The 13,039-nt window shown below is 42.2% G+C and carries 12 protein-coding genes; 7 read left to right on the top strand and 5 right to left on the bottom strand.

Translation table 11 applies throughout. The features are described 5' to 3' along the window. Positions 1-64: 64 nt before the first annotated feature. Positions 65-1,360, top strand: coding sequence for a maltoporin LamB (lamB, locus tag ACLD71_RS13660; RefSeq protein WP_411991038.1), 1,296 nt, complete (start codon positions 65-67; stop codon positions 1,358-1,360). 118 nt (positions 1,361-1,478) lie between these two features. Here lamB and ACLD71_RS13655 read toward each other — a convergent pair whose 3' ends face one another. From ACLD71_RS13655 to ACLD71_RS13640, 4 genes are all read right to left on the bottom strand, one after another. Continuing rightward, complete coding sequence (locus tag ACLD71_RS13655; protein WP_411991037.1) at positions 1,479-2,486, bottom strand: MalM family protein; 1,008 nt, start codon at positions 2,484-2,486, stop codon at positions 1,479-1,481. Positions 2,487-2,577: 91 nt separating this feature from the next. Beyond that, positions 2,578-3,864: a maltoporin gene (locus tag ACLD71_RS13650; RefSeq protein ID WP_411991036.1), complete on the bottom strand. Its 1,287-nt coding sequence runs from the start codon at positions 3,862-3,864 to the stop codon at positions 2,578-2,580. A 420-nt stretch (positions 3,865-4,284) separates the two neighbouring features. Then, positions 4,285-5,046, bottom strand: a complete 762-nt coding sequence (gene truC / locus ACLD71_RS13645; RefSeq protein WP_137672844.1) for a tRNA pseudouridine(65) synthase TruC — start codon at positions 5,044-5,046, stop codon at positions 4,285-4,287. After that, positions 5,043-5,288 (bottom strand): YqcC family protein, encoded by a 246-nt coding sequence (locus ACLD71_RS13640; RefSeq protein ID WP_235836178.1) that lies wholly within the window; start codon positions 5,286-5,288, stop codon positions 5,043-5,045. Before ACLD71_RS13640 ends, truC begins: the two co-directional genes overlap by 4 nt. Before the next feature lie 202 nt (positions 5,289-5,490). Between ACLD71_RS13640 and ACLD71_RS13635 the strand changes: the two genes are divergently transcribed. Genes ACLD71_RS13635 through ACLD71_RS13625 form a run of 3 tightly spaced genes read left to right on the top strand, consistent with a single transcriptional unit; the run spans position 5,491 to position 7,614 of the window. Further along, on the top strand, positions 5,491-6,537 hold the full coding sequence (locus ACLD71_RS13635) for a DUF3549 family protein (RefSeq protein WP_411991035.1): 1,047 nt from the start codon (positions 5,491-5,493) through the stop codon (positions 6,535-6,537). A 10-nt stretch (positions 6,538-6,547) separates the two neighbouring features. After that, positions 6,548-6,838, top strand: a complete 291-nt coding sequence (locus ACLD71_RS13630) for a hypothetical protein (protein ID WP_411991034.1) — start codon at positions 6,548-6,550, stop codon at positions 6,836-6,838. Between the two features lie 2 nt (positions 6,839-6,840). Then, a complete protein-coding gene (locus tag ACLD71_RS13625) occupies positions 6,841-7,614 on the top strand; it encodes a Zn-ribbon-containing protein (RefSeq protein ID WP_411991033.1) in 774 nt (257 codons plus the stop codon). Here the strand turns inward: ACLD71_RS13625 and syd are convergent. After that, on the bottom strand, positions 7,611-8,153 hold the full coding sequence (gene syd, locus ACLD71_RS13620) for a SecY-interacting protein (protein ID WP_137672839.1): 543 nt from the start codon (positions 8,151-8,153) through the stop codon (positions 7,611-7,613). The two genes, ACLD71_RS13625 and syd, sit on opposite strands and share 4 nt — an antisense overlap. Before the next feature lie 60 nt (positions 8,154-8,213). On the opposite strand from syd, the gene queF reads away from it, so the two are divergent. The 3 genes from queF (at position 8,214) to ACLD71_RS13605 (ending at position 12,979) form a co-directional block, all read left to right on the top strand. Further along, positions 8,214-9,077: an NADPH-dependent 7-cyano-7-deazaguanine reductase QueF gene (gene queF / locus ACLD71_RS13615; RefSeq protein ID WP_411991032.1), complete on the top strand. Its 864-nt coding sequence runs from the start codon at positions 8,214-8,216 to the stop codon at positions 9,075-9,077. A gap of 14 nt (positions 9,078-9,091) precedes the next feature. Then, a complete protein-coding gene (locus ACLD71_RS13610; RefSeq protein WP_411991031.1) occupies positions 9,092-11,269 on the top strand; it encodes a hypothetical protein in 2,178 nt (725 codons plus the stop codon). 114 nt (positions 11,270-11,383) lie between these two features. Then, on the top strand, positions 11,384-12,979 hold the full coding sequence (locus ACLD71_RS13605) for a GGDEF domain-containing protein (RefSeq protein WP_303514889.1): 1,596 nt from the start codon (positions 11,384-11,386) through the stop codon (positions 12,977-12,979). Positions 12,980-13,039 lie beyond the last annotated feature (60 nt).

Here is a 13,039-nt window from a genome sequence, read left to right as displayed (position 1 = left end):
ATTTACAGAACAGGGTGCTTATTTATGTCCATATTTGGAAATTAATACACATAAGGTTTATGTAATGAAATTAAAAACACTTTCTATTGCCATCGCTACTGCCGCGATGTCTTCTCAAGCTATTGCAGCAACTCCAGAGTTTAACGGCTACATGCGTTCAGGAATTGGCGCAACCGGATCTGGCGGCGACCAAATGTGCTTTCAAGCAGACGGTTCACCGTATAAGCACCGCTTGGGTAACGAATGTGAAACTTATGCAGAAATAGCCCTTTCTGCGCCTTTGTATGAAGAAGGCAACAAATCTATGGGTGTGCACACACTTCTAGCCCATTCAGTAGACCAACGTAACGATTGGGAAGAGAGCCCATCTGCGGTACGTGAAATGTACGTATCTGGTCAAAACATGGTTGAGTCTTTCGAAGGATCTAACCTGTGGGCTGGTAAGCGTTTCTACCAACGTCGTGACGTACACCAAATCGATTACTACTACCTAGCTAATGCAGGTGCCGGTGCGGGTATTGAAAACATCGACCTAGGCTTTGCTAAGCTATCTGCAGCGTGGGTACGAAATACCTCTGAAGCTTTGTTTGATGCGAACATTGCCGGTGAAGGCAAGCAGATGGCTGAGTTCTCTGGCAACAACTTAGATTTACGCTTAGACGGCATTAATACTAACAGCAATGGCGAGTTAGGACTTGTTGGTATCTACGGCACTTACTCAGAAGCAGATGACCAAGACTTCCGCGTAGAGAACCAAAAAGACAGCGGTGTGTTCTTGATGGCTGAGCACACCCAAGGTAACTTCTTCGGTGGTTTCAATAAACTCTCTGTAGCCTATGCCTCAGATGCAATGGCAGGCATTGGTGCAAGTGGTCAACTTCGAGGCTTCTCTTACGAAGAAGTAGAAGCTGCGCCTTTAGATAGCGGTTCTTACCTGGCAGAAAGCAATCAAGGTAGCTGGTACCGTATCTTAAACTGGGGTGTTGTAGACTTAACAGAAGCAGCCGCACTTTCTTATGTGGTTAACTACGAAAACTACGATAAAGATGACAATAAAGGTTCTACGCTATTCACTGTAGGTGTTCGCCCTCAGTACAACTGGAACAACAACCTATCTACTATCCTTGACCTTGGCTACGACATCGTTGAATTTCAAGATGCAGCAATCGCTAATGGTAGTGAAGACAACAAGTTAGCTAAAATTACCGTGGCGCAACAATGGCAAGCGGGTCCAAATGTATTCGCTCGCCCTGCCCTACGAGCATTTGCTACTTACGCAAAATCTGACCAATACATCTCGCGCGATTCAAGCTCGAAAGATGAAGTGACCTTTGGTTTCCAAGCTGAAGCTTGGTGGTAAGCCAATAAACTAAAAAATGCCTATTTTTAGCCCTCGAAAGAGGGCTTTTTTTATACTTAATAAGCACAAAAAAGCCAGCTACATTAGCTGGCTAATTAAACGTTACAATAGAACAGTTTTACTTGTTCTTAACTGCCTCAATAAAGGCATTACGCGCTGAACGTGAACCGGCATACTCGGCTTCTTCTACTAACTTCAGTGCTTTTTCCACTTCGTCTCTAGACACCATATCTTCGATAAGATTGTTATAGAAAGATTCGGTTTCAGGTAGCATCGCTTTTTTCAGGCTACGACTGTCTACTGCTACCGCATTCGCAGAGTTACTGGATGATGTGACTGCTGCGGTGCTAGTTGCACTAACTGCGGCTACACTGGCATCGTTTGATGGTGCCGGTAATGGTTCCTCTTTCTTACCACCAAACCATGCATTGTCGGAAAAAACGGTAGAAGCAGAAGAGTTAAACGCAACACTAAGCATACCCATTACGGAGTGCGGAATTAATGGATCAGGTAATCCAGGATCGGCTTTAGCTTGAGCTTTTGCGTAGGTTCTCGCAGGGTGAACAATTTGAGTCTGTTCGCTTAGTGATTGGTCAGTAGTATAAACTACCATATACCGCTCACGCTCCTCCGGTAAGCCTGAAGCCAAACGAACTTTAAATGAACCAGCTAATACGTTCGGTTTAAAGTGTTTTGCTTCAACATACTTAAAAAAGTCTGATGGCAGCACACGTAATACTTGGAAATTTTCATTCAAAAGCACAACGGTTGGAGCAAAAACTGTCTCTCCAATTTCGGCCTCTAAAGTTACTGGAATGTCTTCACCTAAACGCGGCAACTCATAAGCTACGATAAAGCTTTTTCCAGAGTTAAACTGAAAAGCCTGCCTAGAGTTATCGATTGCTTCTTCAGATTGGTAATCATAGTTAATCGATTTGAAATCAATTTGCTCGAAACTATTACAACAAACTGGTGCAGCATCTAATGTGCGCTCAGTAACAAGCGTATCAGCGTAAAGATAGCGAGTATCGGCACTAACAGATAGCAAAGAGTCATCTGTTCCCGAACTACATGCAGCTAAACCGACCATCGACGCTAAAACTACAACACCAAGTTTAGTTCCCATTACTACCTCCTAAAAAACTAAAAGACCCTTAAAATAGAGTATTTTAAGGGTCTTGACTAGCGTTCTAACTAATTAAGTTAAAATGCGGTGTTTACCACCAAGCTTCAACTTGAGCGCCGTACATTAGGTCATTTTTCTCTTGAGCCATGTCGCCACCGAACTTCGCTACGAAGATACGGATTTCAGGACGTGCCCAGAAACCACCTTTCTCTTGAAGAGGAGACCAAGCTTGAGCTAATGCAACCTTGTTAAGGTCAGCACTTTCGCTCATCCATGGGTCTTCTGCATTATAGTATGCAGCTTCAAGAATTGTGCTCATGGTGTTGTTCCACAAGTAACGTGGACGTACTGTTACGCCGTAACGAGTACCATCGCTCTTGTTGTTATCACCCGCGTCGTCTTGATCAAGTTGCGAGTAAAAAGCAGACCAACCCATATCTACATTGCTACCAAATTTAACCACACCGTGGTCAATGATACGCCATGATTTACGACCTAAGTCACCGCCACCACCGATGTTGTATGAATCACCTAAGTGGTTGTTCATACCGTAACCAGACCAACCGTAGCCTTCAGTAGAGTACTGAGCAACTAACTTGTTGAAGCCACCAGGTAGACCAACAGCCCACTCAGCAGTTAACTGAACACCAGTTTTGTCGTTGTAGCTGTCATCAGTTTGAGCATCTTCTTGAGCATCACTTAGGTTAGCTTTGCCGCCCATAGCGATTAGGTCAATAGAACCTAAACCGATATCGATGCCGCTTAAACGAACGTCCAATTGTGGAGTTGATGTGTAAGGTTGGCTATCGTCACCACCTACATCATGCCATTTGTTATGACGTACAGCCACACCCAAACGAGCGAAGCCTAGATCAATGCTATCAACACCAGCTCCGTAGCCAGAACCATTTACGTAGTACCAATCGTTGATGTGAACATCTTTACGACCGTAGTAACGGTTACCTGCCCAGATTTCTGTGCCGCTAGCCATAGTGTATTTAGCGTAGGCTTCACGGAAAGATAAACGTTGACCAGACCAAGGGTCTGTAGCTTCACCTACGCCCTGCCAAGAGTTACCACGTTGGTCTGTATTACCTTCTTGAGTGCCGTAAGCAACCAAGGTGTGAATAGAGAATTTTTCACCAGTATTACGTTCAACAACATTTTGGCTCAAAGATAATTCAGCGTAAGTATCACACTCATCACCTAAACGACCAACAACGTGAGCGTTAGGGCCACCGTCGCCATAACAGTACTGTGAACCACCGTCAGCGTTCAAGCCGAAGCCCGCACGGAAGTAACCATTGAAATCAAGAGCGAAAGCGCTTGAAGATATTGTTGCCGCAGTAACTGCAACAGCAAGTGTTTTCAGTTTCATAATCCTTTCCTTTTCCTTTAGAACTACTAAGTCCCTTACCTTTTTAAGTAAGAGCCAGCGGTGCATTTGTTAAGAGTGCTTATATCCGCTAACTGAGATGGATTATAGGGAGGCTGCACAGACACAACTTTGAACCTGATCACAGAATGCTTTTTCTGAAAATCGCTTGAAAACAGGGGTTTCACAGCTAAAAACAAGCTGTGGATCACATCATCAAATGACCATAAGAAAAGCCATGAAAATGCTTTCAATCACAAAGAAAAGGCTTTCAGTAGGTTAATTACTAAAAAAACAGGAAATATCGACTAATATTTAAGGTTAAGGTATGAAAAAAGTAATTTTTTTACACGACCTTGAAACCCTTTTCAAAGTTCCATTTTGGTTTCATTAATGTGATGTAGATCACCAATAAAAGTGGAACTATTTCCAGTTCATTAGCTTAAACATCTGTTTCCACCGCTCAGGTCGGGGACAAACAATGCTGATATTCTGCTTTGTATAGGGATGGACAAAGCTTAGTTGATTAGCAATTAACCATAAACCGGCATGGTTCAAATCACGGAATAAGCGGTTATGGCGGCCATCGCCATAAGTGGTATCGCCGATGATGTGATGACTTAAATGGTGCATATGTCGACGAAGCTGGTGCTTTCTTCCAGTTTCCGGTTTAAGTTCCACCAAACTGTAACGAGATGTTGTAAATTTTCCTGAGGGGTATGGAAGTTCAGATTTTTGTAAGCCTTTATAGTGAGTAATGGCTGATTGAGCAGGCTTATCCTGCTGAGCTTTACCGTCTACCATTTTATCTAGCTTTTCTTTTAGCGGGTAATCGAGTAAATGTTCACCCTCTATATAGCCCCTCACTACAGCAAGGTAGGTTTTCCTTATTGCATGTTCGGCAAATAACACTGATAAATGTTTCGCCGCGTCTGAAGATTTAGCCATTATTAGCACACCGCTAGTCGGTCGATCTAAACGGTGAACCGGGTAAACATATTGGCCCAGCTGGTCACGCAGCATTTGCATCGCAAATTGAGTGGCTTCTTTGGCAATCCAACTTCTATGAACAAGTAAACCCGCAGGCTTATAAATCGCTGCGTAATGTTCATCTTGATACAAAATATCTAACTCAGCGGGAATGGGCTCGATGTGATCTTCAGCAGTTTCAATAATGTTATTCATTGAGGAAAGCACTCATCAAAAGCCTTAATACTGGTGAGTAACTCACCAGTATCAATATCTAATTGTTTAACAGACTCTTCGGCATAAGGGTAAATGTCGACTTTCTGCGGTAATTGGCTACCAGATTCGATCAACGCACGCATTCGAGGGATGAGTATGAACTGCAACCACTGCGGCAAACTTAAGGTATCAACGCAAAAAGGTTGCGAACTTGCGAGAGCGGCTGCGCTTGGCTCAGACATCTGCCAACAATTACATTTCTTGAGGCTGGTTTCTAATTGATTTAGGCACAGTAAAACAGAGTCAGGCATAACTAAAAGAAGCTTCTATTAAAAGCAACATTGTAACACTGCTTTACACAGCTGGCACCGTTAAGCCTATTGATTGCCCTAAAGCCTATAAATGTGGATACTTACGCCACATTGATGACTGAAACCTAAGAACATGAAAAAAATAACTACATTAAGCGAAATCCTCCAGCTCTCGGGGAGTGAGCTACGCGTTTATGAAATGGGTCGACAGATACATCACATATCCAATCAAGACTTCTATCACATAGAAACAGCAAAACAGCCGTACCCTACCCCTATTAAGCAGCAAGCCCGCTTTGCCTTATGCTTTTGGCAAAAGCAGCAATCTGATACACCTTATATATGGTTTTTACAGCTTCCGGTTGATGAACAAGGCTTTATTAGCCTAGGAGCGCGTGATGAGTTTATACAACGAGTGATTGATGCAATGGGTCATCAACTCAACCAAGAACCGACGGAAGAGCAACAGCAGGCATTAGCCAATAATCAATACATCTACAAACCTATGGAAGAAAAGCTGGCATATTTTAATGCTGTATATAAGAAAGACTGTCAGTTACCACCTTCAGAGCATTACCTAGCCGTTCGCCGTTACTTAAGTGCGGATAGCTCGTGGGATAACTGGCAAACCCTTGCCCTGCAAGGTCTGGCAGATGTCATTGCGCGTTTAGATAGAGATGAGAATAGTAAATTATTAAGCTCGGCATTCCATAAGTTGCCCATTGAAGTGGCTAATAAAACGCTAGAGTTGCTAGAGCATGCCAGCATCGATCAGCAACTGAGCCAATGCGTAGCCCAAAGCCATGCTGAACAATTAGAAAAAGATGAAGAATTAGCTAGCCTATATTTAAGAGCCTTAGCTGGGTCGTCAGTTACGCAACTAATCAACAAATCCATTATGCTTCAGTTAGAAAATGCTACGTCAATTCATAGTTTTATTGCAGTGGCAGGTCGTTTGTGGCAACAACTCGCTGAACCAAACATACTTAAAGCGTTTCTTGAAGCCTTATCCAAACAACAAGATCCTGAGTTGTTTCAACAGATCTTTACAGACTTAGTATTTATTCCAAGTCTACGTAGTTTTGTATTGGCACAGCTTAGAGATCCAAGTAATTCTCCTGAGCTACAAGTCGCTATTCAGCAGCTACTAGACTTATACCAAAAACCTGTCCGCCATTAGGGAAACATAGATGTCTCAACAAATTGTTCTGTTAGCCATTAAATCTTTAGTGGATGATAATAAGCAACCTACTTTGGCTTTAGTAAAAGGCCGTTTAAGTTCTCGACAACCCATGCCATTGGTCATTGAGGCAATAAATGCCTATAAACGCGACCCTAGTATTATTGAGGGTTTGACCCCAGCAGAGCCAACTATTGTTGCTTCTACCAATACTCTATCTTTGGAAAAGCGCGTTGCGGAGCTTGAGTCTCAAGTAGCATTTTTACTAAAACGCCTAACACAACTAGAAGCTAATCACTAAGCATGTATTTAACGACCTTAGAGTTTGAGTGTTTTGCAGATACCACTATTAGCCAAGCTGAAAAAGCCATAAACCAAGTACTCGATTGCTGGCGCTATAACGGACAAATTATCGGCCGAGAATTCCCAGTGGTGATAAAAGACGCAACCTTTAGTACTCGAGTTGTTTGCCCTGAAGAAAATAGTTTGCTAGAAAGCCACCAAAGCGCTCAGGTTAAACGTGCTAAACAAGCCTTGAGTGATGTAGGTTTACTTAGCCCCAAGATAAAAAGTTTGGGCCGAGATATTAACTCTGATGACAGCGACTTATGTGAATCGCCCTCTTGGCAAGTGCTGTATACCAACTATTTACAAAGCTGTTCACCGCTGCGTTGTGGCGACCATTTCACGCCTATTCCTTTGTATCACCTACCCGCAGTAGCCAATGGCGATCACAAACAATTAGTAAAATGGCAAGAGGACTGGTCAGCTTGCGATCAATTACAAATGAATGGCAGCATTCTTGAACATGGTGCACTAATGGAAATGAGCAGTACCAAAAGTCGCTTGTTTAAACGTGGTAGCAACTTATGCAAGCGGCTGGAATACCTCACTAAAACCCCCACTTACTTATACTTGTATCGCGTTGGCGGTGAAAGCTTATCTACTGAGAAGGCTAGAGCTTGCCCAAGTTGTGGAGGCCAATGGAAATTAGAAGAGGTTGAACATGATATATTTGATTTTAAATGCGATAGCTGTCGCTTGGTGTCAAATATATCATGGGATTTCAAACGTTAACTCGCTAGGGTCAATTGGGCTAAAAAGTCGTCTAAGCTACTCGCTAATACACGGTCGATGCCTTTACCCAATTGCTCTAACACCACTTCACCCGAATCATTATTGATACTCACAACCTGCATTTCATCGTCAGTACTAGCAATAAATACGGTCTCATTCTGCTTTAATCTGCGTTGCATTAACACGTGGCCAATAATGTTTTCGAGCAGCATATCAAAATCTTGTTCATTCCAAGCCTGTACCAGCTCAATACGATTATTTTGAAAATCAACCGCTAGAGTTTCAGAAAAGTAATCACCATAAAACGCTTGAATACTAGGGTGAAGAGTTAGCTCAAGCGCAGCTTCAATCCCAGAAAAATCCCCAGTTTGCTCCCTTAGTACCGGGTGCCAATGTATTTGCTCATCAACAGGCTCACCCACGGTACAAGGAGACAACCAATCGTTATCGTATTCAACTTGTGGATAAGACGAATTTTGCCACTCACGCTCAAACTTGGAAAAAACTGCTGTTAAAGGCTTTGATATCACGCTGCTCATAGATGTGTTTCACTTAGAATTGAGATAGACTAAGCCTAACCAATTCGATGTAACAACACCATGAAAAAGCAGCCCCTAAACACTTCAGAACAGTTAAAAGACAGTTTGAGCCTCGGTAAACCTACCGACTATATTAGCCATTACTCACCCAGCTTATTGCAAGGTGTGCCACGTACACTTAATCGCCAACAAATACGCCTAGACGAAAGCCAAGACTTGCCTTTTAAAGGGTACGATTTGTGGAATTTATACGAACTATCGTGGCTAAACGATAATGGCTTACCTGTTGTTGCAGTAGCTGAAGTTAAAATTGCTGCTAGTTCGCGTTGCTTAATTGAATCCAAGTCTTTCAAACTCTATTTAAACAGTTTTAATCAAAGCCACTTTAGTGACTTTTCTGCTGTAGAGAAAATACTGGAAAAAGATTTAAGCCACTGTGCTGAAGGTGAAGTAGACGTGACTATTTTGCCCATTTCAAGCGCAATGGATAACTCAGCGATGCCTGGCGATAATATCGATAATCAAGATATCGCTATCGACAACTATGAACTGGATCCAAGCTTGTTAGAAAACGCTTGCGACCACCATCAGCGAGTAACGGAAACACTAAACAGCCATTTGTTAAAATCTAACTGTTTAGTCACTAATCAGCCAGACTGGGCCAGTGTTTACATCCATTATAATGGACCTAAAATTGAGCAAGAGGCGCTGCTTCGCTACCTAATATCATTTCGTCAGCACAACGAATTTCACGAACAATGTGTGGAACGTATATTCACCGACTTAATGCATTATTGCCAACCTAGCAAGCTTACCGTTTATGCTCGATATACGCGCCGCGGCGGCTTAGATATTAATCCTATGCGAAGTAACGATCCTGAAGCTACCGCTCGCTTAGGAAATTGGCGCTTGCTTCGTCAATGAGGATATTTAGTTTCTTGAAAGCACATTTTAGTATTTGGCGTTTATTGGCTTTAATCTGCGGCATACTGTCGGCTAATACCCAGGCTTACGAACATGGATTTGTACATGTTCCAAAAGCCTTAGAGCCGCTACGCCAATTACTCATTGCTAACCCTAGAATGTGTCTACAACAAACTAAACAGCGCTTAGAGCAACAGCAAAACAGCACCAAACAAAGTCCTGAGTCGAAGAGCATTGAACTGCTCACATTACAACTTGGCGCGCTATGTTCTTATCGTATTAGCGATACCAAACAGGCTCAAAACTATATTGACCACGCCATTTATCTAGCAAAACAACAACAGCATCAAGCCCATCTAACCCAAGCCTATATTATTGCCGCGTTGGTATTAAGTGGCGATCCCAATAGAGCAGTAGAGACGCGAAGTTACATTGAATTAGCGCAATCTAACCTTGAAAAGCTAAAGATTTTTCCACTGCCAAACATGCGCTTCCAGCTACAAAAAGTACTGGCGTTGTTTTATCAAAGCCAAGGTAAAAGCAACGAAGCTAAAAGCTACTTACTAAAAGCAAAAGAAGAAGCTTACGCCAGTAAATCAGTCATTTTAAGAGCTTGGTCAGAAGCTTTGCTGGCCAACTACTACCTAATAAACAACCAGCCAGAATTAGCACTGAGTCATTTAAGTGAGGCTGAACTTGATGACGCGGATGTAAAAACCAATGAAGCCTTGCTCCTAAGCAGCTTATTAAAAGCCAATATTGCCCGAGTGTATTTAGGCCAAGGCGAATTGGCCATTGCGGAACAAATTCAACAAGATGCCATCGCATACGCAGTAACACTTGGCAACCTAGACCTACAAGCTGAAGAGATCGCCACACTGGGTAACATGGCAGAGTTAACCGGTGATATTGATGCAGCTTTAGTGCACTACCTCAACGCTAAAGATATTGCCAAAGCGAATAATAACCTCCATTTACTAGCCGACGTAGAACTGCAATTAGGTCAAACCTATATGGAACTGTCGAACTATACGCCAGCTTTAGTGCACCTGCAGATTTCGCGACAGCTTTATACCACTTTGAATCAACCCAATAAGCTGTTACGCAGCCTTTTACTATTGGGTGAACTACACATCAACAATAAAGAGAATGGCTTGGCCATTTTGCAGCTGGAAAAAGCCGAACAACTCGCCAATACCATGGGCTTAACCAGCAGCCACAGTAAAGTGTATAAGTTACTCACTCAAGCCTACGAAGAAAATGGTAACTACGCCCTAGCCTTAGAGCAATTTAAGGTTTATCACAGCTTAAATCAGCGTTATCAGCAAATTCGAAATGAGTTAAAAAGAGAACAATTCAAGCAACACTATCAATATATAGAACAAGCCCAGCAACTATCTGATTTAACTCGTGAGAAAGCCATTATCTCGCAACAAAGTAACTTTCAGCAGCTCATTTTAGTCTTGGTCTGCGTATTTGGCATTATGCTGCTGTTCTTATTTTTAGTCACAAGACAAAAGCTATTAAGCCGCAATGCATCACTCAAAGAGCTGAAATTAAAACTCAATCACCACCCTATTACCGGTTGGCAACAGTTAGCGCATAGTGAAACGCCTTTACTGTGCTTGCGCGATAATCAAGAAAACAAACAGCAGCCCCGTATTTTGCTCATGTTATCTATCGAAAAAATCGGTTTAGTAAACCATCAAACGCTGGGCTTTAAATCTCATCGAGACTTAATTAAGTTGTTTGTTGAAGAGCTTATTACTGATTTGGACGGCGATTTCCACCTAGGGCACATTAACGATAAACAAATAATATTGTGTATCGAGCAAGGTCGTAATACGCCTCAAAAACTGAGTCAACATTTAAGTGAGCGCGCTGAAAAATGCGCTGAAACGCAAAAAATTGAACTAATCTTAGCTATTGGTAGCTGTATGTTGCCATTTTTAACTAAAGCTGAAGATGCAATTGACGATATAGGTATGACTGAAGTTGTATGGTTAGCGCTTGAAGGTGCCCAGCAACTCTGTACACAAACAAATAATAATCAATGGGTCGAGCTCACTGCAATGAGTGGATCACACGCCGCATTCTTTTGTAGCGATGTGACTCAAGATGTAAAACAAGCCATTTCTAAAGGCTTGGTGAAAGTGAACGCATCTGCTGATAAGAGCCTCATTAATTGGTAAACTTTTGATAACACTCAATTACAATTAATGACTTGTTAGCATCTGTAGTTATCGAATATCTCGTGTTATGCTAAATTTTTATGTTAGGCACGCTAGGATGTATTGGTTTTAACGATGAGCGATATCATCACTATTAAGAAGCGACTTGCGTTGGTGAGAAACGAAATAGACAGTTCCAACAACAATCCTTCAGACCAAGATGCAAAGGTTAGAATGGAAAAAAAAGCAATAAGCCAGCTAATTTCACGCCTATCAAAAATTTGTTATGGCCTAGACGAACAGCTCGATCAAAAACTTCAACAACTTATCGAAGACGTTGAACAAAACGATGACCTGTCGGCTATCTCTCAATACCAAAACGAATTAGATGGCTTGTTTAAACAACACGGCGAGACTTTAAAAACTCTACTCGCTCATAATCAACGAATCATTAAATCTTCTGGTGAATCTTTAAAACGCATTAACGGCTTACCGCCCCAGCTGCGTCGCAAACTCACTGATTTTTTGGAACAAGAACCCGCTTATTCACATGGTGATAATCAGCAACGCTTAGAGCAGCTGTTAAATTACTATTATCAAGCCTTACTGAACAAGCCAGCTTTTGGCGGAGCTCCAGCAGGAAGCACCGATAATGTTGCATCAGTAAAACCCAAAGAGAGTGTGCTTAATAGTCGCTTACACAAGCGAATTTGTGATGACCTACAGCGCTTAATTACTGAGCTTGATTACAGTGGCGATGTTGGCACCAAACTTGGCCAAGTACGTTCCGATTTACTGGTAGGTGTAGAGCCTGATGAACTGCCAAGCATGTGCATTAAGGTTATTCAGCTCGTCATTGAAGGTAGCCGTGAAGAACGCAAGGCTTCGCAAGAGTTCTTGTACTCATTAAACGAAAGTTTAGGAGGGGTTCACGATCAGTTTAATGACTCACTAAGCCAATCTAAATCAATTCATAAAGATCAAAAGCAAAGCGATGGCTTACTTAAAAGCCGCTTGTTAGAGTTGGGAGCCGAAGTACGTTCAAGTAACGACTTAGACGCCCTAAAAAACTCAATTCAAAGCCGACTAATTCAAATTGCCGACGTCTTTAAAGAAAAAGAACAACTAGAGCAAAAAACTACAGATTTACTCGAACAACTGACTGATGTTGAGCTAAAACTACGCTTAGTGCGTGAAGAAACTCACGAGTACAAAAAGCGCTTAAATGCTCATAAACATAAGCTATTTATCGACAGCCTCACCCAGGTCTACAACCGCGCAGCTTTAGACGAACGCTTGGAACTCGAGTACAAACGTTGGAAGCGTTACGGCTACAACTTAGGCATGGCAATTATTGACATCGACCACTTCAAATCTATTAATGATAAGTTTGGGCATATGGCTGGTGATAAAGCGCTTAAGGTGATTGCCCGCGCTCTGCAAAATAATTTACGAGACACAGACTTCTTAGCTCGCTTTGGTGGTGAAGAGTTTGTGTTACTTATGCCAAATATCTCGCCCGACGCTGTACTAGTGCCATTAGATAATATTCGAGAGCAAATAAAAGCCCTACCCTTTAGATTTAAAGACCAACAAGTATCGATTACTGTTTCTATTGGCGCAACCCTGTTCAAAGAAAGTGACAAGCCCTTAGATGCTTTTGAACGCGCCGACCAAGCCTTGTATGAATCCAAGAGCAGCGGCCGTGACAAAGTTAACATAATCAGCTAGTTAGTTTCGACTAAAGAGGAATAACACAACGCTTACATCACACCTCACGCTATACTGTAA

Origin of the sequence: Agarivorans sp. DSG3-1 (assembly GCF_046774965.1) — a bacterium.
GTDB lineage: Bacteria > Pseudomonadota > Gammaproteobacteria > Enterobacterales > Celerinatantimonadaceae > Agarivorans.
Note: the sequence above shows the minus strand (reverse complement) of the source record. Positions and strands in the feature narration are given on the sequence as shown.

What these genes read in the sequence shown, in the direction of transcription:
- ACLD71_RS13650 (WP_411991036.1), bottom strand. Translation starts at nt 3,864, where the DNA reads ATGAAACTGAAAACACTTGCTGTTGCAGTTACTGCGGCAACAATATCT.
- ACLD71_RS13605 (WP_303514889.1), top strand. Translation starts at nt 11,384, where the DNA reads ATGAGCGATATCATCACTATTAAGAAGCGACTTGCGTTGGTGAGAAAC.
- ACLD71_RS13630 (WP_411991034.1), top strand. Translation starts at nt 6,548, where the DNA reads ATGTCTCAACAAATTGTTCTGTTAGCCATTAAATCTTTAGTGGATGAT.
- lamB (WP_411991038.1), top strand. Translation starts at nt 65, where the DNA reads ATGAAATTAAAAACACTTTCTATTGCCATCGCTACTGCCGCGATGTCT.
- ACLD71_RS13625 (WP_411991033.1), top strand. Translation starts at nt 6,841, where the DNA reads ATGTATTTAACGACCTTAGAGTTTGAGTGTTTTGCAGATACCACTATT.
- queF (WP_411991032.1), top strand. Translation starts at nt 8,214, where the DNA reads ATGAAAAAGCAGCCCCTAAACACTTCAGAACAGTTAAAAGACAGTTTG.
- ACLD71_RS13655 (WP_411991037.1), bottom strand. Translation starts at nt 2,486, where the DNA reads ATGGGAACTAAACTTGGTGTTGTAGTTTTAGCGTCGATGGTCGGTTTA.
- truC (WP_137672844.1), bottom strand. Translation starts at nt 5,046, where the DNA reads ATGAATAACATTATTGAAACTGCTGAAGATCACATCGAGCCCATTCCC.
- ACLD71_RS13640 (WP_235836178.1), bottom strand. Translation starts at nt 5,288, where the DNA reads ATGTCTGAGCCAAGCGCAGCCGCTCTCGCAAGTTCGCAACCTTTTTGC.
- syd (WP_137672839.1), bottom strand. Translation starts at nt 8,153, where the DNA reads ATGAGCAGCGTGATATCAAAGCCTTTAACAGCAGTTTTTTCCAAGTTT.
- ACLD71_RS13635 (WP_411991035.1), top strand. Translation starts at nt 5,491, where the DNA reads ATGAAAAAAATAACTACATTAAGCGAAATCCTCCAGCTCTCGGGGAGT.